Annotated in this window: 20 protein-coding genes and 3 tRNA genes; 3 read left to right on the top strand and 20 right to left on the bottom strand. The window is 50.6% G+C overall.

What is annotated here, in order from left to right; genetic code table 11:
- Positions 1 to 2 precede the first annotated feature (2 nt).
- Both ACR64Q_RS06750 and secA read right to left on the bottom strand, forming a co-directional pair.
- A complete protein-coding gene (locus ACR64Q_RS06750) occupies positions 3 to 2507 on the bottom strand; it encodes a glycogen/starch/alpha-glucan phosphorylase (RefSeq protein WP_483823292.1) in 2505 nt (834 codons plus the stop codon).
- Positions 2508 to 2646: 139 nt separating this feature from the next.
- The gene (gene secA / locus ACR64Q_RS06745; protein WP_026604295.1) at positions 2647 to 5394 is read right to left on the bottom strand and encodes a preprotein translocase subunit SecA; all 2748 of its coding nucleotides are present in this window, start codon (positions 5392 to 5394) and stop codon (positions 2647 to 2649) included.
- A gap of 318 nt (positions 5395 to 5712) precedes the next feature.
- Here secA and trkA point away from each other — a divergent pair, with 318 nt between their 5' ends.
- Positions 5713 to 7068, top strand: coding sequence for a Trk system potassium transporter TrkA (trkA, locus tag ACR64Q_RS06740; protein ID WP_020485733.1), 1356 nt, complete (start codon positions 5713 to 5715; stop codon positions 7066 to 7068).
- On the opposite strand, the gene ACR64Q_RS06735 is transcribed toward trkA, so the two are convergent.
- From ACR64Q_RS06735 to ACR64Q_RS06675, 13 genes are all read right to left on the bottom strand, one after another.
- A complete protein-coding gene (locus tag ACR64Q_RS06735; RefSeq protein WP_020485732.1) occupies positions 7065 to 7607 on the bottom strand; it encodes a hypothetical protein in 543 nt (180 codons plus the stop codon). The genes trkA and ACR64Q_RS06735 overlap by 4 nt on opposite strands.
- Positions 7594 to 8127: a hypothetical protein gene (locus ACR64Q_RS06730; RefSeq protein WP_313734041.1), complete on the bottom strand. Its 534-nt coding sequence runs from the start codon at positions 8125 to 8127 to the stop codon at positions 7594 to 7596. The genes ACR64Q_RS06735 and ACR64Q_RS06730 overlap by 14 nt, the downstream gene beginning before the upstream one ends.
- A 5-nt stretch (positions 8128 to 8132) precedes the next feature.
- Positions 8133 to 8507: a VOC family protein gene (locus ACR64Q_RS06725; protein WP_020485730.1), complete on the bottom strand. Its 375-nt coding sequence runs from the start codon at positions 8505 to 8507 to the stop codon at positions 8133 to 8135.
- Between the two features lie 43 nt (positions 8508 to 8550).
- Positions 8551 to 9333 carry a hydroxypyruvate isomerase family protein gene (locus ACR64Q_RS06720; protein ID WP_313734039.1) on the bottom strand — a complete coding sequence of 261 codons (783 nt, stop codon included), beginning with the start codon at positions 9331 to 9333 and terminating at the stop codon, positions 8551 to 8553.
- Positions 9333 to 10211, bottom strand: coding sequence for an NAD(P)-dependent oxidoreductase (locus ACR64Q_RS06715; RefSeq protein ID WP_313734038.1), 879 nt, complete (start codon positions 10209 to 10211; stop codon positions 9333 to 9335). The genes ACR64Q_RS06720 and ACR64Q_RS06715 overlap by 1 nt, the downstream gene beginning before the upstream one ends.
- 14 nt (positions 10212 to 10225) lie before the next feature.
- On the bottom strand, positions 10226 to 10717 hold the full coding sequence (locus ACR64Q_RS06710; RefSeq protein ID WP_313734037.1) for a nucleoside triphosphate pyrophosphohydrolase family protein: 492 nt from the start codon (positions 10715 to 10717) through the stop codon (positions 10226 to 10228).
- A gap of 153 nt (positions 10718 to 10870) precedes the next feature.
- Positions 10871 to 11359 carry a hypothetical protein gene (locus ACR64Q_RS06705; RefSeq protein ID WP_020485726.1) on the bottom strand — a complete coding sequence of 163 codons (489 nt, stop codon included), beginning with the start codon at positions 11357 to 11359 and terminating at the stop codon, positions 10871 to 10873.
- Positions 11359 to 11910, bottom strand: coding sequence for an FMN-binding protein (locus ACR64Q_RS06700; protein ID WP_082880017.1), 552 nt, complete (start codon positions 11908 to 11910; stop codon positions 11359 to 11361). Before ACR64Q_RS06700 ends, ACR64Q_RS06705 begins: the two co-directional genes overlap by 1 nt.
- A 163-nt stretch (positions 11911 to 12073) precedes the next feature.
- Positions 12074 to 13507 (bottom strand): porin family protein, encoded by a 1434-nt coding sequence (locus ACR64Q_RS06695; protein WP_313734036.1) that lies wholly within the window; start codon positions 13505 to 13507, stop codon positions 12074 to 12076.
- A 124-nt stretch (positions 13508 to 13631) separates the two neighbouring features.
- Positions 13632 to 13886: a GIY-YIG nuclease family protein gene (locus tag ACR64Q_RS06690; RefSeq protein ID WP_313734035.1), complete on the bottom strand. Its 255-nt coding sequence runs from the start codon at positions 13884 to 13886 to the stop codon at positions 13632 to 13634.
- Positions 13887 to 13893: 7 nt separating this feature from the next.
- Positions 13894 to 14175, bottom strand: coding sequence for a hypothetical protein (locus ACR64Q_RS06685; RefSeq protein WP_313734034.1), 282 nt, complete (start codon positions 14173 to 14175; stop codon positions 13894 to 13896).
- 23 nt (positions 14176 to 14198) lie between these two features.
- On the bottom strand, positions 14199 to 14639 hold the full coding sequence (gene rnhA, locus ACR64Q_RS06680) for a ribonuclease HI (RefSeq protein ID WP_036276424.1): 441 nt from the start codon (positions 14637 to 14639) through the stop codon (positions 14199 to 14201).
- A gap of 7 nt (positions 14640 to 14646) precedes the next feature.
- Positions 14647 to 15354 (bottom strand): class I SAM-dependent methyltransferase, encoded by a 708-nt coding sequence (locus ACR64Q_RS06675; RefSeq protein WP_020485720.1) that lies wholly within the window; start codon positions 15352 to 15354, stop codon positions 14647 to 14649.
- Between the two features lie 85 nt (positions 15355 to 15439).
- On the opposite strand from ACR64Q_RS06675, the gene ACR64Q_RS06670 reads away from it, so the two are divergent.
- A complete protein-coding gene (locus ACR64Q_RS06670; RefSeq protein ID WP_026604282.1) occupies positions 15440 to 17038 on the top strand; it encodes a lytic transglycosylase in 1599 nt (532 codons plus the stop codon).
- Between the two features lie 272 nt (positions 17039 to 17310).
- Here ACR64Q_RS06670 and ACR64Q_RS06665 read toward each other — a convergent pair.
- The 5 genes from ACR64Q_RS06665 to ACR64Q_RS06645 all read right to left on the bottom strand — a co-directional run bounded on the left by ACR64Q_RS06665 (position 17311) and on the right by ACR64Q_RS06645 (position 19524).
- Positions 17311 to 17386: transfer RNA gene (locus tag ACR64Q_RS06665), tRNA-Glu, on the bottom strand.
- 65 nt (positions 17387 to 17451) lie between these two features.
- Positions 17452 to 17527 (bottom strand) — tRNA-Glu (locus ACR64Q_RS06660).
- A 23-nt stretch (positions 17528 to 17550) separates the two neighbouring features.
- Positions 17551 to 17626: transfer RNA gene (locus ACR64Q_RS06655), tRNA-Ala, on the bottom strand.
- Between the two features lie 41 nt (positions 17627 to 17667).
- The gene (gltX, locus tag ACR64Q_RS06650; RefSeq protein ID WP_313734033.1) at positions 17668 to 19074 is read right to left on the bottom strand and encodes a glutamate--tRNA ligase; all 1407 of its coding nucleotides are present in this window, start codon (positions 19072 to 19074) and stop codon (positions 17668 to 17670) included.
- Between the two features lie 6 nt (positions 19075 to 19080).
- The gene (locus tag ACR64Q_RS06645; protein WP_026604280.1) at positions 19081 to 19524 is read right to left on the bottom strand and encodes a tetratricopeptide repeat protein; all 444 of its coding nucleotides are present in this window, start codon (positions 19522 to 19524) and stop codon (positions 19081 to 19083) included.
- A gap of 168 nt (positions 19525 to 19692) precedes the next feature.
- Here ACR64Q_RS06645 and ACR64Q_RS06640 point away from each other — a divergent pair, with 168 nt between their 5' ends.
- Entirely contained in the window at positions 19693 to 20877 is a 1185-nt protein-coding gene (locus ACR64Q_RS06640) for an OmpA family protein (protein ID WP_313734032.1), read from the top strand.
- The last annotated feature ends 4 nt before the right edge of the window (positions 20878 to 20881 follow it).

Here is a 20881-nt window from a genome sequence, read left to right as displayed (position 1 = left end):
CTTCAGTATTTTTCCACGTCCACCGGCGACAGTTTCCAAATCTCGCGGTTGTATTCGCTAATCGTTCTATCGGTGGAAAACTTGCCGCTGGCCGCTGTATTGAGAATACTCATTTTGGTCCAGCGCTCTTGATCGCGCCAAGTTTGCTCAACACGCTTCTGCGCTTCCAGATAACTGCGGAAATCGGCGATTGTCATCCAAGGGTCATGCGGGCTTTTGATCGAGGCAATGATGTCGTCGAAAATCCCCGGCTCGAACTGATTGAAATGCCCGCATTCCAACAAGCGCATCACGCCTTGTAAATCGCCGTCCTGATTGATGAACCATTGCGGATCGTAATGCGGCCGGAGCGCCTCGACTTCGGTTTCGGTCAAGCCGAACAGGAAGAAATTGTCGGCACCGACCTCTTCACGAATTTCGATGTTGGCACCATCCAACGTACCGATGGTCAGCGCGCCGTTCATCATAAATTTCATGTTACCGGTGCCGGACGCTTCCTTACCGGCAGTCGAAATTTGTTCCGACAAATCCGCGCCCGGACAGATTTTCTCCATCGCCGATACGCAGTAATTGGGCATAAACACCAATCTCAGCTTGTTGCCTACTTCCGGATCTTCATTAATGACATTGCCGACATTGTTTATCAGCTTGATGATTTTTTTCGCCATGACATAGCCAGGCGCGGCCTTGCCGCCGATCAAGACGCAACGATCCACCCAGTTTTGCGTATCGCCGCGTTTTATCCGATCATAAAGATGAATCACATGCAGCACATTCAAAATTTGCCGTTTGTATTCATGGATGCGTTTAACCTGCACATCGAACAAGGCATCGACATTGATCTCAATGTCGTGTTCTTCTTTTTTGTAATCAACAAGACGCTGTTTGCTGGCCCGATTTAAGTCGTACCATTTTTGCCTGAACGCGGCGTCTTCGGCGTAAGGCGCTAATTTGGACAGCTGAGAAAGGTCGGTAATCCAGCCATCACCAATAGTTGCGGTGATAAACTCGGCCAATTCCGGATTACAACCGGCCAGCCAGCGTCTGGGGGTCACACCGTTAGTTTTGTTATTAAATTTTTGCGGCCAGAGCTCGAAAAAGTCTTTAAACAAGCCCTCCTGCAACAACTTGGAATGCAATTCGGCGACACCGTTGACCGAAAAACTACCGACGATGGCCAAAAATGCCATCCGCACCTGTTTTTGATGACCTTCTTCGATGATGGACATCCGCGCCATACGTGGATTGTCGCCTGGCCAACGCGCGGACACTTCCGCCATGAAATGCGCGTTGATTTCAAAAATAATTTCCATCAAGCGCGGCAGCAAATGCTGCATCAGATTGACCGACCATTTTTCCAAGGCCTCGGGCAACAAGGTATGATTGGTGTAGGCCATCGTGTGCCGAGTGATGTGCCAGGCTTCTTTCCAAGGCAGACCGTGAATATCCATCAGCAAGCGCATTAGCTCGGCCACCGCGATGCTGGGATGGGTATCGTTGAGCTGAAAACAGTTTTTTTCGGCAAATTTACTGAAATTATTACCGTGGCGACCCACCCAGTTAGCGATGACGTCCTGCAAACTGGCGGACGCCAACAGATATTGTTGTTGCAGGCGCAAGGCTTTGCCGTTTTCGTTCGCGTCGTTGGGATACAACACCATCGTAATATTTTCGGCGGTGTTTTTCTCGGCCACCGCTTCGGCATAATCGCCAGCATTGAACTCTTGTAAATTGAACTCTTCCGTGGCGATGGCTTTCCACAAGCGCAAGGTATTGACCGTGCCGTTTTTATACCCTGGCACCGGCGTGTCGTAAGGCATGGCAATCACGTCATGGGTATCCAGCCAGCTGGTGCGCTTGTTGCCTTTTTCGTCGATGTGCGTTTGCGTGTGGCCGCCAAACTTGATGCGGTGCATGTACTCAGGACGCTCGATTTCCCAAACATTGCCCATCCGCAACCAATGATCCGGTTTTTCGACTTGCTCGCCGTTGACGATTTGTTGCGAAAACATACCGTATTCGTAACGCAAACCGTAGCCGGTGACCGGCAATTGCAAGGTGGCGCAACTGTCGATGAAACACGCGGCCAAGCGTCCCAGACCACCGTTACCTAAACCGGCATCCGGTTCGCTTTCGATGAGTTCCTCAGCTTCCAAACCCAAATCGTAAAGTGCTTGCGTCACGATATCGTCAACCCCGAGATTCAACATGGCGTTGCTCAGCGAGCGCCCCATCAAAAACTCCATCGACAGATAGAAGGCTTTTTTACAGTCGGAGTCCCGATAGACGTTGTAGGTTTTTTTCCAGCGTTCGACCAGACGGTCGCTGATCGCCAAGGACAAGGCCTCGTAGGCGTAATGCGGAGAACGGCAGTTTTGATCGCGCCCGAGACGATGACTGTAATAGTGTTTGAAATCGGCGATGAAATGCTTTTTTTCCATGCCCAACTTGGGGAGCTTGGTAATATCGGCGGCGGGATTACTCTTATTAAAGACTCTATGCGGCATAGTGCTTACCCTTGAGGACAGTGAAAATTAAAAGCCGTGGGCCGCTTGATTGTGCAAGGCTGAAAGCGATGCAGAAAGGCCCTCTAAATCGAATTGTCGGGCAGCCGCGACGCCCGGTTTGAAGCGTCGCGGTTAAACATTAGTTCAATTTGCCGTGGCATTGCTTGTACTTTTTACCCGAACCACAAGGGCATGGGTCGTTACGGCCCACTTTGCTGCCGAGTCTGACAAAAGGCTGCTCCGCGCTCTCCGAGTCTGAGTCAGACTGAGCTGCTTGTGCCGCCGGCTCTTCTTCAAAAATGGAGTGAGCTTCCGCGTGTTCGTAATGCATTTCCAGCGGTGCTTGGCGTTGTTCGTCGATAGCTTGAACATCCTCTTCACGCGCCACCTGCACTTTGGCGAGTATGCCTACCACTTCCTGTTTGATATGCGTCAACAGGCCGGTAAACATTTGGAACGACTCGCGCTTGTACTCCTGCTTGGGATCTTTTTGCGCATAGCCTCTGAAATGAATACCTTGGCGCAATTGGTCCATCGCCGCCAAATGTTCTTTCCAGCTATTATCCAGCACTTGCAACATGACCGATTTCTCGAAATGCCGCAGCACTTGCACGCCTACGGCCTCTTCACGGGCACGACTTTCTTGTTCGGCTTTTTCGATGATCAACTGGCGCAATTTCGGTTCGTTCAGTGTACGGTCGCTCTCCAGCATTTCCATTAACGGCATCTGCAGATTAAACTCTTGCTGCAAATGCGTTTCCAAACCACGCACATCCCATTGCTCTTCCATGGTTTTCGGCGGGATGTATTCGGTGATGACGTCGTTCAGTACGTCGGCACGAATCGCGTTGATAATGTCGTTGATGTCTTCGGCAGCCATCAATTCATTGCGCTGCGCGTAAATAACCTTACGTTGATCGTTGGCGACGTCGTCGTAAGCCAGAATTTCTTTGCGAATATCGAAGTTACGATTCTCCACCTTGCGTTGCGCGCTTTCGATGGAACGCGTCACCCAAGGATGCTCGATAGCTTCACCTTCTTCCATACCCAGTTTTTGCATCAAGCTGGCTACCCGTTCGGACGCGAAAATCCTCATCAAGTCGTCTTCGAGAGACAAATAAAACCGTGTGGAGCCGGGGTCGCCCTGCCGACCGGAACGGCCACGCAATTGGTTGTCGATCCGCCGCGATTCGTGGCGTTCCGAACCGATCACATGCAGACCACCGCTAGCCAACACTTTTTCATGTCTTTCCAGCCAAGCAGCGCGTACTCGCTCTTTATCGGCTTCGCTGGCATCCGGACCCAAGGCTGCCAGTTCGGCATTCAGATTACCACCCAGCACGATGTCGGTACCGCGACCGGCCATATTGGTAGCGATGGTGACAGCGCCCGGCATACCGGCATTTTCGATAATGTGCGCTTCGCGCTCGTGCTGTTTGGCATTCAAGACTTCATGGCGGATGTTTTGTTGTTGCAGCATCCGGGAAATCAATTCAGAGTTTTCTATCGACGTCGTACCGACCAAGACCGGCTGGCCGCGCTGCACGCAATCCTTGATATCTTCGATGACGGCGTTGTATTTTTCCCGCGCCGAAAGATAAACCAAATCGCCTTTGTCTTTGCGTATCATCGGTCTGTGGGTAGGAATAACCACCACTTCCAGACCGTAGATTTTGTTCAACTCAAACGCTTCGGTATCCGCAGTACCGGTCATACCCGACAACTTGTTGTAAAGCCGGAAATAATTCTGGAAGGTAATCGAAGCCAGCGTTTGGTTTTCGTTTTGAATGGTCACGTTTTCCTTGGCTTCCATCGCTTGATGCAAACCCTCGGACCAGCGCCGACCGCTCATCATTCGGCCGGTAAACTCGTCGACTATAATAACTTGGCCATCCTTGACCACATAATCCACATCCTTCTGGAACAGCACATGCGCCCGCAAAGACGCATTCAGGTAGTGCATCAAGCGGATATTCGCGGCTTCGTATAAGGTCGAGCCGTCCGCTATCAAGCCGTGCTCCGCCAACAAGCGTTCCACATGTTCGTAACCGGCTTCGGTTAAATGAATCTGCCGGGACTTTTCGTCCACCGCATAATCACCGGGCATTTGATCCTGTTTCTCCGGATCGTCGGCTTTTTCCTGTTTGGTCAGGTAAGGAATGATTTGATTGGTCTTCAGGTAAATATCGGTACTGCCTTCCGCCTGGCCGGAGATGATCAACGGCGTTCTGGCTTCGTCGATCAGAATCGAGTCAACCTCGTCGACGATGGCAAAATTCAGATCTCGCTGGACTTTTTGTTCCAGGCTGAAGGCCATGTTGTCACGCAGATAATCGAAACCAAATTCGTTGTTGGTGCCGTAAGTAATATCCGCCGCATAGGCAACCTGGCGTTGCTCGTGGGTTAAATCGCTGACGATGACTCCGGTGGTCAAGCCCAGGAAACCGTATAGTTTGCCCATCCATTCCGCGTCGCGGCGGGCCAAGTAATCATTGACGGTAACGACATGTACGCCTTTACCCGGCAAGGCATTCAAATAGGCGGCCAGAGTGGCCATCAGGGTTTTACCCTCACCGGTTTTCATCTCGGCTATCTTGCCGCTATGCAAGACCATACCGCCGATCAACTGCACGTCGAAATGCCGCATGCCAAATACGCGGGTCGAGGCTTCCCGCACGGCGGCAAAGGCTTCTGGGAGTAAATTGTCTAAGTCTTCGCCTTGGGCCAGGCGGTCGCGAAATTCCTGCGTCTTGGCTTGTAACGCCGCATCGGATAATTTTTCGTATTCGGCGGCCAGCGCGTTGACTTTCTTGACTAACTTGCGTTTCTTCTTGACCAGCCTGTCGTTGCGGCTGCCAACTACCAATTTAACCAGCTTACCCAGCATGATATTTCCAGAGTGAGAGTGAACCAAAGTTTGCGATTATAAACGGTATGGGGCAGCTGTGACCAGAAAACAAGCCCGGCAAGCTAGGACGATTGACCAGCCGGTTTTTGTAAATCGGCTATTTAAATACCGCTATCGGCCATTTAAAACGCGATTTTTGCTTTGCAGCCGCAGCCTAACTCCACAATTGGGCGATTTCCATCAAAGCAAAGTCTGCGCTCGCTGGAACATGGACAAGCCTATCGATCAGCGTATAATTCGCCGGCTTCGGCCCTTGTGGCGACAAGCATTCGACATCATTACTGGCTTTAAAAACTTATGAAAATAGTGATTCTCGGTGCCGGCGTTACCGGCTCTTCGGTTGCCGGCGCATTGGCCAGTGAAGAAAACGATATTGTCGTTATCGATAAAAATGCCCAATTGCTCACCGCATTGAAGGGCCGCCTGGATATAGCCACCGTCGAAGGTAACGCTGCCCATCCCAGCGTGCTGGAACAAGCCGGTATTCAGGACGCCGACATGGTGATTGCGGTTACCGACCGCGACGAGACCAATATGCTGGCCTGTCAGGTGATTAACACCCTGTACAGCAAACCCAAAACCATCGCCCGGGTGCGCGCCATCGACTTTCTAAACCACCCGGAATTATTTGCGCCGGGCGGTATTGATATTGTCATCAGCCCTGAGCAGGTGGTCACCGAATCCATTCATAATCTGATCAAATACCCCGGCGCGCTGCATGTGTCGGAGTTTGCCGACGGCTTGGTCAGGCTGTTCTCGATTCGCGTGGTGCCGACCGGCTTTCTGACCGGTAAACGCATCCATGCCGTGAAAGAAAAACTGGCCGACAGCATGATCCGGGTCGCCGCGATTTTCCGCGACGGTAAAGCCATCGCGGTAAACGGCGAGGCGGTGATCGCCACCGGCGACGAAGTATTCTTTGTCTGCCCCCGCGATAAGGTCCGTAAAACCTTGGTGGATCTGCATAAACTGGAATCGCCGATCAAAACCATTATGCTGGCCGGCGGCGGCCACGTCGGCAAGCGGCTGGCAATTGCCTTGGAAAAAAACTACCACGTCAAAGTCATCGAGCAAGACATTGAGCGAGCGCGGGAAATCTCCAACGATTTGCGTAACACCTTAATTCTACACGGCGACTGTACCGACGAATCGCTACTGCAAGAAGAAATGATCGAAGACATCGATTTGTTCTGCGCGATTACCAATAATGACGGCATCAACCTGATTGCCGCCGGTCTGGCGAAAAAACTCGGCGCCAAAAAGGCTATATGCCTGATCAACAATAATTCCTACCTAAAATTATTGGACGGCACGGAGATCGATCTGGCGATTCAACCGAAACTGGAAACCTTGGGCGGCATCCTCAAACACGTGCGTAAAGGCGACGTGGTCGGCGTCAGCTCGGTATGCGGCGGGAGTGCGGAAGCAATCGAAGCCATTGCTCACCGCAGCAAGAACTCCAGCTCCGTGGTTGGCTTGCGGGTAGATCAGGTCAACTTACCGGACGGCGTGATATTAGGGGCGCTGATTCGCGAAAAGGAAGTGATTCCGGTGCATCACGACACCGTATTCGCGGAAGGTGATCACGTGGTGATGTTTGCGCTGAACAAGAAAATGGTCAGAGACATCGAAGGCTATTTCCAGCCGATCTAGTCCGCCAAATCGGCATCGATAAAAGCCAGTGCCCGCTGCGGCAAACCGTCTTTGCTCTCGCCTTGCAAAGACCTCTGGCTGTCTTCATGTACCGCTGTCATGAACTGCAATAATTGCATTTCGATTTTCATTTTTTCCTGCGGGTCTTGGGCATCCCACATTCGATTCAATAACTGCTTGGCGTGATGGTGGATAGTGAACGCCACCGCTTCCGGTAGATGGGCGTAACTACTGCGTAAAGACTCCTTCAGCTTATCCAGTGATTGCAGATATTGCTGATAGTCTTTTAAATCCTGCTGACATTGGGTTTTCACCATCGCCAGCTCGTTGCTGTTGCGGGCTTTATTGACGGCCAGCTCATGAGCCAATTGCTGTGACTGTTTTTTCAGTTGCGCCACCAAAGCCTGTTCCGCCAGCGCCTTGGTTTGCCGCAGTTCGGCGACATCTTCGTGCCTGGATAAATGCCATTGCAGATTGTCGTCGCGACTGCGCCGCAAAAACGCCAGTGCGTCACCCAGCCAGCGACTAATCGGCGACATGGAGCTGTTGGCGCAAAGCCAGCATCGCCGCGGAATCGGCTTGTTTACGATACGTGCGCAAGGATTTACGCAGATTTTTATATCGAGCGGCCGGCAGTTGCGCCCGCACCGCTTGCAATTCATGGCTAATTGCCACAGATAAGGCCCAGGCCTGTTTGCGGTTATCGGCTACCAGCAGGCGTTGCCGCTTGAATCTGTGCCAATAACTTAATTGTCGGCATTCGGCAGACTTGCGCCGCGCCAGATCTTGCTGGCGAACCTGTAAAGACAATAGTTGCCGCACCGCCGCCGATTCGCGGCTGAAATACCCGCGCAGTTCGCGGCAAACCGCCTTAAATAACATCATCAGACCAAGCAAAGCCAATAGAGCCAAAGCCAGCAACATGACTTTACTGGCTAACAGATAAAACAAACCCATCAGCAAAGCCAAACCAAACTGCAAACAGACAAACCCTAGCACAAACAGCAGCATCGCCAGGCTGCCTATCAGTAGTCCGCCATAAAAAAGCCGTCCGAACATGGGCATCAAGGCCGCTCAATAAACTCCAGCGCATTTCCGTCACGGTCGCGGCAAAACAGCGCCTTGCGGCCTGAGATACTCACCGTATAAGCCGTACCGGTCCGCTCCAGATCTTCGCGCAAGGCGTCAACCGAATCAATATGCATGGCCACATGCCGATCACGGCCGCCATGCGCCGGCCTGCCGGTGGTAGGATCGGGATTATCCAATTCCAGCAAATGTATTTGCTGCGCGCCGATTTGCAACCAGGCACCCGGAAACGGCAGATTCGGCCGTTCAGTCTGCTCCATTCCCAACACATCGCGGTAAAAAAGCAGCGATTGCTCGGTATCGGAGACGATCAAACTGGCGTGATGTATCGTGAAGTTATGTTTGGACATGGCAATCAACAGGTGAGTAAGGCCAAGCGATTATACCGCCCGATTATTTTATCGAGTAGGTTTTCAACCAAGGCAAACTGGCAACGGTGCCAGCGGTCGGCCGGTACTCGGCCCCAACCCAACCTTGATAGTCCGACGTCGCGATAATGTTGAACAGGCTATCGAAATCCACGGCGCCGGTGCCCGGCTGAGCGCGGCCTGGGCAGTCGGCAAATTGAATATGGCCTATCTTATCCAAATGTTGACGTAAAAAACCGCCACAATCTTCGCCCATTCGGCTCATGTGATAAATGTCATATTGCATGGATAGATTCGGATGATCGACTTTAGCCAGCACATCCAGCATCTGTTGGCCGGTGTCGATGATAAAACCGGGCATGTCATAGCTATTGACCGCTTCGAATACGGTTTTGATACCCAAATCGGCAAAAGCTGAAGCGGCGTAAGCCAGATTTTCCAGCAAAGTCGTTTGATATTCACCCAAGCGTTGTGGATCAAGGCAGCAACCGGGCAGCACATTTATAAGGTTTGGCCTTAATCGCGCGGCATAAGCCAGCGTCTGCTCTACCGCGGTTTTAAATTGATCGCGTTTTTCCGGAACCGCCACCAAACCCTCGCCACCTTGCAGCAAAGTGTCGGCATCGACATTGAACAACACCAACTGCAAATCCAGTTGATCCAATATATCGTGGATTTGTTCGACGGGTAGCGAGTAGGGAAACTGGATTTCCACTGCATCGAAACCGCACTGTTTAGCCGCCTGAAACCGTTCCGGCAACGGCAGTTCAGTAAACAATAAACTCAGATTGGCGGTAAAGCGCAGCATTAGTCTTGGGCGTACAGTTTTATGAGCGTCGAGGGATCTTGGTCCAAAAAGCCGCCACTGCCGTGCAATTGCATTAGTTGCGCAGCCAAGCCCGACATAGGTATCGCACTACCCTGTTTGCCGGCTAAATCGACGGCCATATTTAAATCTTTCAATAAAGTTTTCACGCGCCACTTTACCGGTTCGAAACGCTGATCCGCCATTTCCGGTCCGACGATTTGCAGTGGCTTGGAATCGGCAAAGCCACCGGCCAGCGCTTCGGGAATTTTTGCAGCATCGACGCCGGCAGAGTTGGCCAGCGCCATCATTTCCGCGATAACCAGCACATTGCAACTGACGATCATCTGGTTACAGATTTTAGTGGTCTGACCACTGCCGACCGGCCCCATATGCGTCAAACGGCTATACAGCGGCCGCAATACTTCTCTGGCAATTTCAATATCCGGTTCAGCACCACCAGCCATAATCGCCAAACTACCCTGCTCTGCCCCGGCCGTACCTCCGGATACCGGCGCGTCCACCCAGCGCATGCCGCACGCGGCCTGCAATGTCGCCGCGATACTCCGGGTGGCTTCCGGATGGATGCTGGACAAATCTATTACCAATTTATCGACAGCGCCGTTAACAATAATTTGTTCCGTCACCACCGCTTCAACGGCCATGGTGTCGGCCAGGCACAAAATCACCATATCGGAGGCTTTTACCAATTCACCGACACTGCCGCAGACCTTAGCACCCGCACCAGCCACCACATCCAATTTGGCAGCAGTGCGATTCCAGACATTGAGCTGAAAACCCGCCTCCAGAAGCCGCAGGCTTAGCGGTTGCCCCATCAGACCGATGCCGACGAAACCCAGCGTGTAGCGTTGTTTTGCCATAGTGAAACTCGCAGTTATTCGAATAGCGCCGGACTTAAATCCAAACGCTCGCCGCCGCGCCCACTCATTAACTGTTGATGCACGATTTGAAAAGCTTCATCGAAATCGGCATTCACAAAACGCTGGGATAAATGCGCGCAAATAGCATATAAGCCCGAATAATGCACGGTCTCGCCGGAAGTACATAAATTGATTTTCTCGGACAGCACCCGCATCACTGACAGCACCGTGCCGTCTTGCCGCCAGTTGGCGGACACGCTTACCAGCTCGTCACCCCTGCACGCGATGGCGGCCAGCGCATTAAAGGATAAATCCACCAGCCCACCCAGAATTTTGATCAGGTCACCGCTGGCAATGGCTTTAAATGTCTCGCTACCGCAATCCAGCAATAAGGCTTGACGCATCACAATATCCATGTCGGACAAATGCCCGATTTCGCCATCGTCGGGCTGCTTGATAGCGAATTTCCGGTGAAAATCTCTAACTTGTTGTAAATGTTTGTTCATGATTCTGCTCCGGGGGTTGGATTCAAAGAGTTCGGATGAAGAGTGGCGCGGCGCTAGACAATATATACAGCTACCGGCCTACCCGTTGATAGGACAGTAGCGAACAGGCAGAGTGCGCCGATTAATTAAATAGTGACAACGAGGAAAACGTTTTTAACGCAATTGCCGACGCGATTCAATCAACGACAAACTGACTATGACGATCAATAGGAACAAGGATGTTTCCAGTAATAAAAACGCGGCGATTTTGAAATAGGCAAAAGCCGGATCGACATAACGCACCAACCACCCAGCCGCTTCATCGGCTATCGCCGCACCATAAACTATCGCGCTAATCCAGACTTTCATCAGCGTCGGCAACGAGGTCATCAGCATCAGATGCGTCAGTGTCAATACCAACATCCCCATTGCAAACAAATGAAAATGACTGACTTCCAGCAGACTTTGATAGCTTTTCGGCTCGTTAAACTCTTGCTCGTTGCCCAAATAGTAAGAAACGACCGACTCCGGTGTGAGATTCATTTTATGGAAATACATCAGACCATTGCTGATCCACAACAAGGCGACATAGGCCAAGAACATCAAGATCAAAGTATTGATCAGCAGCTGGCGATTCTGTTCGCCGGTAACAAAAAAACGCATCAGTGTGGCTTGTTTTGGATGAGAACTTGATAAATCGCCAGTACCTTTCGGGCGCTATTAATTGCGGCACGGGTGCTGAGCGTCGCCCCGGCCACCCCTTGTATATCTTGATTCAGGCTCAACTCTTCGATGGAATGATTCGCCAGCAAGGCCATCCAGCGTTCCGGCGGTTGATATTCCGGCGGTTCATGAAACGCCAGCGTATGGACGTTACGTAATTTGCCTTCCGGCGTTAATACCACCAGCAAGGTTTCCGGCTTGGTTCTAACCGTGTGCGCTTCAATGGCGGCATAGCCGATCACGGCGCCTTGCTTCTTGCCCACATAAAAGCTGAACAGATTGGATTCCAGCTTGACCTTCGCTAGCTGTTCGATCTGCGCTACTTCCTCCGGCGTGGGAAACAACGATTGCATTTCCACGGTCGCGTCGTCGCCGAAGGCCAGCTTCATCGCTTCGTCCTTGCTGTAAAACACAGCGGCGGCAAGGTTTACGCTCGTTAAACAAAAAACCAGCAGCGTCAGCATAAGCCGACGAGTTTTTGAAATCAGCATGAGTGGGAAAAATCCAGGGAGTGAACAATACGGCGGCTATGATAGAGACCGGCAAACAATTTGCCAAGCCGATACGCGCATAAGCAATTTAGAGACGGCATTATATACCGATGCACCCCGCCGTATGAACCGGCGGGGCTTAACAAACAACTATCCGCCCACTTTAGAAAATAAAGCCTACGCCCAAATTGAAGTCGTCGGGAGAGGTGCCGGATTTTTGGGTGAAATTACGGTAATCGGCCTTGATCACGACATTGGGAATGGGTTTGTAGTTGAGGCCGACTTGGTAGATTTCGACGTCTCTGGTCAGATCGTCTCGACAAATGGCATTTGCGCATGTCGAAGCGCTGGCAACAGTATCCATACGCTCGTAACGCACGAACGGGGCGAGATACTGGGTCGTATCGTGCGCAAAGTGTGGCAATATGTCGTAACCGACTTCGCTGTACCAACCATAGTTTTCTTCACCGATACTTTTAGCATTGGCGACACTCAGCAAGGCTGCATCGCCGATATGCCCCCAGGAACCCAAAGTCCGAAATTCCAGGCCACGGTATTTCCATTGCAGATGCGCTTCGTAAAGTTGCGTGGCTACTTCAAGTTGCCGCCCGTTATACAGCTGATTCTGCCCGGAATTACCGACATACGCCGAGCCGCCCACCATGACGCCGGGTAACATAGGCGGCGCATAGTCCACGCGACCGACATAAGCCAAATCTTCCGCCAACGCCTGTCCTCCTGATTGCCGGCCGCTACGAATGCCGTCAGCGCCAAAATTCTTAGCGTTCATACCGTTAACCACGTAGGTCGTATACGTCAGGCCCGGCAACAATTCGCCGAATAATCCCACACCGTTTTCACGCCAAGTGCTGGGAATAATGCGTCTTTCGACTTCGGGACGATTGTTACCGAAGAAAAACGGCGGTTCATGTATCTGGTTGATAAAGCCCATCGGCATTAACACCATCCCGGCCCGGACGTTGACCAACGGGTCGATGAAGAAATCCAAGGAGGCCATTTCAACGGAGACGGTGCCCGTGCTACCCGATCCGTTATTGCCAGTTGAGGAATGTTCGAACTCTATTTCGCTGTTGAACAGTATGCTGTCAGTGAACTTATAACCCGCATAAATGACTAGTCGTTCGAAATCTGTATTGTCCGGATTAGTGACGGTACCGGTTGCCGCATTACGCCCGCCCTGATCATCAACCCGCGCCTGATAATTGGCCTCACCATAGCCACCTAAGGACAGACCCTTGCCTACTTGATACACCTTCGAGGCGGCAGGACCTAAACCGTATGCGCTTTTGTATTCGACTTTTTCCGGCACCACCAACTCGGTACGCAGCTTTTCCACTTCCTCCGTCAATACATTGGTTTTACGCTCCAAATTGCTGACTTCACCGGTGGGCGCTTTTTGCGCGACCGCTTCCAGCTTTTTAGTCATGCTGTCAATCTGCTGCTGCTGTGCCTGAATGATCTTCCACATTTCATCCATGGTCTGCGGCTTTTCGGCGGGAATTCCCGCAGCGTTTACCCCTGCACTGACGACAATCGCCGAGATCGCGGCGCTAAGTTTTGAGTTTAATGGCTTCATATCGGTCTCCAAGAATTTGAGACTCGAGTATAAAACCCCTACAACAATTAATGCAAATCATTCTCAAATCTATCCGCATTAACAAAACAACTTTCCCTCCCGTAAAATAGCTGCAATTAATGACTTAACGACTGTAAGTTGCGATAAGCTCCAGCTTTTCGGAACGTTTCATTTGTTTGATCAACGCTTCCTTTCTGGAAGCCGAGACGCGGTCATGCCCCGCTTCGACAAACACCAGCTGCCGAGGTTGCCGACTTCTGAAATATTTGGCCCCTTTTTGCATCAGATGCTGGTGGAAACGTCGCTCAACATCGATACTAATACCGGTATATAAGCTGCCGTCATCACACTGAATGATATAGACCGACCAATTTGACACTGGCGCGCTATTCAGAGTCGACGGATTTATTCAACCAACCATTCAGCAAAACCGCCACCGATACGCCAAAACCGATATAGGCATATCGAACGATAAAAATCAGCGCAGCACTCTGGCTGTGACTTGCAGCATCTTTGACACCGGGCGTAATTGCCAAAGTCCAGAGCAGCGCCGCCAAAAAATACACCACCACACCCGACACCGCCCATGACACAGCCGGACGCCCCGAGCGTGCCGCGGTGTTGAAAAACCAAATGCCGACTAACGCGGCAGCTATCGAACCTAACATGTGTTTTCCTGATTTTAAGTAGTTTAGCGGCGAGACAATCGTTCGATTCCCAGGTTGGCCAACTGATCGGCACGCTCGTTACCAACATCCCCGGCATGTCCTTTCACCCATATCCAATCGATGTTGTGCCGCTGGATCGCAGCATCCAAACGTCGCCATAAATCTTCGTTTTTCACCGGTTTATTTGCCGCAGTTTTCCATGCCCGCTTTTTCCAGTTAGCCATCCATTCGGTAATGCCTTGCAAAACATATTTGGAATCAGTGTGCAATTTGACGCTGCAAGGCTTAGTTAAAGTTTCTAAAGCTTGTATTGCGGCTACCAACTCCATCCGGTTGTTCGTCGTTTCAGGTTCACCACCGCATAGTTCTTTTTCTTTGTCTCGATATTCCAAGCGCACACCCCAGCCTCCGGGCCCAGGATTGCCCTTGCATGCACCATCTGTGTAAACAATCACTTCAGTCATGGTCAACCTATCTATGTAAATTCGATTTCAAACCTAATCCAACCGCAGCCAAATTGCTTCGGCGTTGCTGCGTCGCGGTCAAAGGAATCAATGTATATTGCCTCTTCACCGCTTTAATGCCATAAGCCATAGCAAACAAAGACGCAAAGCTAAATTCGAATTTACCGTGAGCGATGGTATAGCTGTCTAGTCCAAACTCGGCGGTCGTTAACAATTCGAAGTTCATCAATTTCAACCAATCCAAAACCCTCGCTTTGGTAATGAAATGCGCCCGCCAAGATTCCGCAAGCTTCCGGTCCCATAAAAACTGGAAACGTACCGACATGCTGAACGGATTGAAATTCAGCATGACCAATTCGCCGCCCGGCTTTAACACGCGATTGACTTCGCGCAGGGTTTGAAATCGCCGTGCGTCAAACTCTAAAATGTGCGGAAGTATGACTAAGTCCATCGATTCAGTTTGAATAGGCAAGTTAAATGCTTTAGCGGTCACCTTCAACGCGCCAGCATCACCCAAGGCCTTGCCGTCCAGAATTAGATAATTCCTATACAAGGAAAAATCGACGAACTCATTTTCCCAACCTAAACCACCGATCTGGAGTTGTTGTTGCTTACAACTCACCGTTATTGATCTTCGCAGATAGTTGGCTTCCATGGTTTGCAGTAGCTTACCCCGTGGGGTTTGGTACAACGCAAATAGAAATTGTCTCTTCATTTAACCGCCGCTAAGGGTATGTTTTTTTGGCTATTTTAGAAAGCCATGCTAGGATCTAATTTTTTTATTTTAGCGAGTTCAGACAATGCCCCGCTCAATTTCCAAAAAATCAGGCCGTCATCTGTCTTATCTACTGCCTATTCTGCTAGCAACCGGTTGTAGCCAACATGCGCAAAAAGACCATCTAAGCCAATCATCAACTAGCAAGTTTTCCGTATTTACCCGTAATGGCAATGCCGGAAAAATCCACAACAAGCAGGTAGAAGCAAAAGAGCACGCCACCATCTGGGATAGGATGCTGTCTCTTTATGCCTTACCGGAAATCGATAATGCCAGAATCGACCGCGAAGTAAACTGGTATCTTAGAAACCCTGAATATCTGACCAGGGTACAACAACGCGCCGAGCCCTATTTATATTTCATCCTCAACGAAATTGAAGCGAAAAATATCCCCGGAGAACTGGCACTGTTACCTGCGGTTGAGAGCGCTTTCAGACCTGACGCAATGTCGCCAGCTCAAGCATCCGGTCTCTGGCAATTCATTCCGCCTACCGGGCGTCTTTACGGGTTAAAACAGAACAGCTGGTATGACGCACGACGCGATGTAGTGCAATCGACTCAAGCAGCCACCACCTTCCTGAAAGAACTGAGCGAGACTTTCAATAACGACTGGTTACTTGCTCTCGCCTCATACAACGCCGGCAAAGGCAATATAAAAAACGCCGTGGATAGAAACCTCGAGCGCGGACAGCCTACCGACTTCTGGTCCTTGGACTTGAACAACGAGACCTCAGCTTACGTACCCAGGCTGCTGGCAATCGCCAAGATCTTTGCCAACCCGGAAAAATACAACGTCAATCTGCATCAATTCGCCAACCAACCTTATTTTGAATTGGTCGATGTAAAGTCCCAGCTCGACTTGGGTAAAGCCGCCGAAATGGCACAAACCCCGCTAGATGATTTCTTAAAGCTCAATCCTGGCTATAACCGCTGGAGCACCGATCCGAACGGCGCGCAACATCTGCTGATTCCGGTAAGCAAAGCCGATTCTTTTAAAGAAAAACTGGCTGAATTGCCACACCAAGAGAGAATCAAATGGGAACACCATACGGTGGGCAAGAAAGAGACTCTAAAAAGCATAGCCAGCAAACACAGCACCAGCGTCGAAGAGATTATCAATGTCAATCATCTTGACGACGATACGGTTGCCCAAGGCTCAATCCTGTTAATCCCGGTCTCTTTTCATTCACAAAAGGGCGAACCAACCACACCGGCTGTTGCTGCAGTATCGCAACAATCCACACCAACGCCTGCTCAATCAAGCAAACAACAATATACGGTTAAGAAAGGCGATACCCTATGGGATGTCTCGCAACGTTTTTCTGTTGATAAAGACGATATTGTGAGTTGGAATAAATTACCCAAAAAAGCGGCGCTGAAACCCGGCCAAAAACTGACTATCAAGAAAACCAGCAGCAGTATAACCGTGGCATCGACCGCGCCTTCCATCAAGCAAATCAGCTACACGGTGAAAGCCGGCGACACATTGGCACAGATATCAAAGAAATTTAACGTCAACGTCACCGAGCTCCGCAAATGGAATAACGTTCCCAAAAACAAGGCGGACATCAAACCGGGCTCTAAGCTAAAAGTAATGATTGAGGCCGGCCATCCGTCCACCTAAGGCTTCAGATAACCCTGCGTACAGTTCAAATCGATTTGCGAAATTAGATCTTTCTGATTCGCCATAAGGGTAAACTTAAATCAGCAACTTAGGCTTACCCTTACGCTTCGCGAGATCAAACAGCCCTACTAAAGCGATCAGCACAGAAGAAACTAATCGCTACATCCCAGAGAAATAGCGATTCGACTTAAGATATTGAATTAACACAGACGGCATAGCAAACTTGGCACCGCATATTGCTACTGTGCCAGAGCTATAACCTTAAGAATTGATGGCGTCCCCACGGGGGTTCGAACCCCGGTTACCGCCGTGAAAGGGCGGTGTCCTAGGCCACTAGACGATGGGGACTAAGACTATTTTTTAAGAATGACTTCTTTAATACGAATTGCCGGCTTAACCGACTTTAGCCAAATTGGCGTCCCCACGGGGGTTCGAACCCCGGTTACCGCCGTGAAAGGGCGGTGTCCTAGGCCACTAGACGATGGGGACTCAGGACTAAATCAACTATTATTTGGTGGAGCCAAGGAGGATCGAACTCCTGACCTCTTGCATGCCATGCAAGCGCTCTCCCAGCTGAGCTATGGCCCCGTAGTTGAGTCCTCGTATTATACGGATATTCAGAACTTTGTCTAGGACTTTTCTACATTCTTTATGTATCGGATGGCTCGCTCTATTCTGCGCAAGGTTTTCTCTCTGCCTAATAGAGCCAAAGTCAGATCAATAGCCGGCGATACACCACTGCCACAAACCGCTACGCGCAGGGGTTGCGCGACTTTACCCAGATTAAGCTGCAATTGCTCGGCACTATCCAATACCACTTGATGAAGGCCTGACGCTTCCCAATCGCCGATAGCGTTAAATTGCGCCAGTAAATGTTGCAATACATCGTCCACGCCCGCTTTGAAATTCTTCTTGGCGGCTTTTTCTTCGTAAGCGTCGAATTCCTTGTAAAAGTATTCGCTTTCGGCTGCCATATCCACCAGGGTTTTGCAACGTTCGCGTTGCGCTTTAACCACATCCACCAATCCCGGACCGGTGGTCGGATCGATACCGCGCTCCCCCATGTGCCAAGCCAAATGTCTGGCAACATGCGCCGGATCGCTGTTCATGATGTACTGGTGATTCAACCACAACAACTTCTCGGTGTTAAACGTGGACGCGGAAACGTTGACTTTTTCCAACTCGAACAACGCCACCATCTCTTCTAAGGAAAACAATTCCTGATCACCATGCGACCAACCCAATCGCACCAGATAGTTCAACAAAGCCTCGGGTAAATACCCGTCATTGCGATACTGCATCACGCTGACCGCACCGTGACGTTTGGACAGGCGCGCACCGTCCGAACCTAAAATCATCGGCACGTGCGCATACACCGGCAATTGCGCACCCAAGGCTTTCAGAATATTAATCTGTCTGGGCGTATTATTGACATGATCGTCACCACGGATCACATGAGTAACCCCCATATCCATGTCATCGACTACCACCGTCAGGTTATAGGTCGGGGTGCCGTCGGAACGGGCAATAATCAGATCATCCAGCTCCTTGTTAGCGACAACGATACGACCTTTCACCAGATCGTCGATGATAACCTCGCCCTGCTCCGGGTTCTTAAAGCGCACCACCCGCTCACCTTGCGGATTTTCAACACCCTGCCGACACTTACCGTTGTAACGCGGCTTTTCCTTGTTGGCCATTTGCTGCTCGCGTAAAACCTCCAACTCCTCGCGACTGCAATAGCAATAATAGGCATCGCCCTGCGCCAGCAATTGCTGAATCACTTCTTTGTAACGATCAAAACGATGCGTCTGATAGAAAGGGCCCTCGTCATATTCCAAGCCTAACCAAGTCATGCCTTCCAGAATTGCATTCACGGACTCCTGACTGGAACGCTCAAGATCGGTATCCTCGATTCGCAAAATAAATCTGCCGCCGTGTTTGCGCGCATACAACCACGAAAACAAAGCGGTTCTGGCACCGCCAACATGTAAATAACCGGTGGGACTTGGGGCAAAGCGGGTTCTAATACTCATCGTCAATTATTTAGTTGTTAAAAATTTCTTGGCGTATTCGCCGGGAATGGAGCGCGATGCGTTTAATCGCATCGCTTGATAATTAAATTGTACGCTGCCTTTGGCTGCGTCGTTTCTGCCTAATATGGCCAGGGAGGTGGCATGTCCTTGTTTAGCAGCTTTTTCATACCAATCGGTCGCCTTATCTCTGTCGCTGCTGACACCCATGCCTCTATCGTACATCGCCCCCATGACTACCTGGGCATCGAGTAGACCTTGATTCGCGGCTTTTTCCATCCACTCCGCAGCCTTGTGTTCATCCTTCTCAAAGCCCTCTCGGCCGAGTAAATATAGCGACGCCAATTTGGCTTGCGCCTGCGCATTACCGTGCTCAGCCATTTCTTTCACGCTGTCAGCCTTTACCGCACTAGCAAGTAAAAACATCGCACAGAAAATTAAAATCTTGCCCATTACATTCTCCAAGGAAGCCTACGGATTAAAAACAAACCGGCATTATTTCACGGCGCCTGGATAAGATGAACGCACTATTTAAAAATAAGGGATTGATGTTAGACTTAAGACACCAAGGCGGTACGCTAGGCCTTGTAGATGCAGAATAACAACCTGGAGAATTAAAACATGAAAAGAAACCTTTTATTCACGGCCACTCTGGCCGGAGCGCTGCTTTCCGGTTGCGCGACGCAGTCGAGCAATAATTTCCAGGCCTTCCAGCCTGAAGACCTTAACGCACTGGTTAAATCCGGAAAACTGGTACAAAAAACCAACAGCTTTTTCGTGGTTAATGATTCATCTTCGTCAATGAGCCGCACCTATGTAAATTCTACCGATTACAGTGGCACCAAGCTGGATGTCGAAAAAAATCTGCTCAACAAGTTTAACAAATCCATTCCGGTCATGCCGCTGACATCCGGTTTACGCAGCTTCGGTTTTGGTCCATGCCTGTCTTGGGGCTCGACTTATCTCAACCAAGCCGTGCAAAATTACACTCCAGCCGGTTTCGAAAGTGCGATTACTTCTCTCGAATGCTCTAGCGGCGGCACACCACTGGCCACTGCGCTAAGCGATTCCGGCAAAGATATCACCGCTGCTCCCGGCAATATTGCCTTAATCGTTTTTAGTGATGGTATCGAGGAAGTCTCGCCCCTACCAACTGCCGAAGCGCTTAAATCCCAATACGGGGACAAGCTGTGTATTTATACAGTTTGGGTCGGCAATGACCAAGATGCCGCGGGGCAAACGGTGCTGCAAGAACTGGCCAATGCATCGGGTTGTGGATTCTCGACTACTGCCGAAGCGATTACCACCTCTAAAGGCATGAGCGATTTCGTTAAAAACGTCTTCCTGAAAGCGGGCACACCCAAAGTGGCCGATTGTTCAACACAAGACGACGACAAAGACGGCGTAAGCAATTGTGTGGACAAATGTCCTGACACCCCAAAAGGCGCCATAGTCGATAAAGACGGTTGCTGGGCATTTCGCGGCCTGTTATTCGATTTCGACAAATCTGACGTCAAAGCCAAATACGGCCCACTGATCCAAAACGCCGTAGAAGTGATGAAAATGAACCCTGGTTTGACCATTGAGATTCAGGGCCACACCGATAGTTACGGTAAGGATGCTTACAACCAAAAACTGTCGGAGCGTAGAGCTAATGCGGTCAAAGCCGAGCTGATCAAACAAGGCGTGGAAGGCAAGCGCCTGACAGCGGTTGGCTTCGGAGAGTCCAAACCGGTCGATACCAATGAAACCGATGAAGGCCGTGCCTACAACCGCCGTGTCGAATACAAACGTACTGACCGCTAAACGA

The organism is Methylomonas sp. 2F7 (assembly GCF_057126975.1).
This window is presented reverse-complemented; position numbering and strand designations above follow the sequence as displayed.

What these genes read in the sequence shown, in the direction of transcription:
- ACR64Q_RS06750 (WP_483823292.1), bottom strand. Translation starts at nt 2,507, where the DNA reads ATGCCGCATAGAGTCTTTAATAAGAGTAATCCCGCCGCCGATATTACC.
- ACR64Q_RS06670 (WP_026604282.1), top strand. Translation starts at nt 15,440, where the DNA reads ATGCCCCGCTCAATTTCCAAAAAATCAGGCCGTCATCTGTCTTATCTA.
- ACR64Q_RS06675 (WP_020485720.1), bottom strand. Translation starts at nt 15,354, where the DNA reads ATGAAGAGACAATTTCTATTTGCGTTGTACCAAACCCCACGGGGTAAG.
- ACR64Q_RS06645 (WP_026604280.1), bottom strand. Translation starts at nt 19,524, where the DNA reads ATGGGCAAGATTTTAATTTTCTGTGCGATGTTTTTACTTGCTAGTGCG.
- rnhA (WP_036276424.1), bottom strand. Translation starts at nt 14,639, where the DNA reads ATGACTGAAGTGATTGTTTACACAGATGGTGCATGCAAGGGCAATCCT.
- ACR64Q_RS06725 (WP_020485730.1), bottom strand. Translation starts at nt 8,507, where the DNA reads ATGTCCAAACATAACTTCACGATACATCACGCCAGTTTGATCGTCTCC.
- ACR64Q_RS06735 (WP_020485732.1), bottom strand. Translation starts at nt 7,607, where the DNA reads ATGTCGCCGATTAGTCGCTGGCTGGGTGACGCACTGGCGTTTTTGCGG.
- ACR64Q_RS06695 (WP_313734036.1), bottom strand. Translation starts at nt 13,507, where the DNA reads ATGAAGCCATTAAACTCAAAACTTAGCGCCGCGATCTCGGCGATTGTC.
- gltX (WP_313734033.1), bottom strand. Translation starts at nt 19,074, where the DNA reads ATGAGTATTAGAACCCGCTTTGCCCCAAGTCCCACCGGTTATTTACAT.
- ACR64Q_RS06720 (WP_313734039.1), bottom strand. Translation starts at nt 9,333, where the DNA reads ATGCTGCGCTTTACCGCCAATCTGAGTTTATTGTTTACTGAACTGCCG.
- ACR64Q_RS06705 (WP_020485726.1), bottom strand. Translation starts at nt 11,359, where the DNA reads ATGCGTTTTTTTGTTACCGGCGAACAGAATCGCCAGCTGCTGATCAAT.
- ACR64Q_RS06710 (WP_313734037.1), bottom strand. Translation starts at nt 10,717, where the DNA reads ATGAACAAACATTTACAACAAGTTAGAGATTTTCACCGGAAATTCGCT.
- secA (WP_026604295.1), bottom strand. Translation starts at nt 5,394, where the DNA reads ATGCTGGGTAAGCTGGTTAAATTGGTAGTTGGCAGCCGCAACGACAGG.
- ACR64Q_RS06700 (WP_082880017.1), bottom strand. Translation starts at nt 11,910, where the DNA reads ATGCTGATTTCAAAAACTCGTCGGCTTATGCTGACGCTGCTGGTTTTT.
- trkA (WP_020485733.1), top strand. Translation starts at nt 5,713, where the DNA reads ATGAAAATAGTGATTCTCGGTGCCGGCGTTACCGGCTCTTCGGTTGCC.
- ACR64Q_RS06640 (WP_313734032.1), top strand. Translation starts at nt 19,693, where the DNA reads ATGAAAAGAAACCTTTTATTCACGGCCACTCTGGCCGGAGCGCTGCTT.
- ACR64Q_RS06730 (WP_313734041.1), bottom strand. Translation starts at nt 8,127, where the DNA reads ATGTTCGGACGGCTTTTTTATGGCGGACTACTGATAGGCAGCCTGGCG.
- ACR64Q_RS06715 (WP_313734038.1), bottom strand. Translation starts at nt 10,211, where the DNA reads ATGGCAAAACAACGCTACACGCTGGGTTTCGTCGGCATCGGTCTGATG.
- ACR64Q_RS06685 (WP_313734034.1), bottom strand. Translation starts at nt 14,175, where the DNA reads ATGTTAGGTTCGATAGCTGCCGCGTTAGTCGGCATTTGGTTTTTCAAC.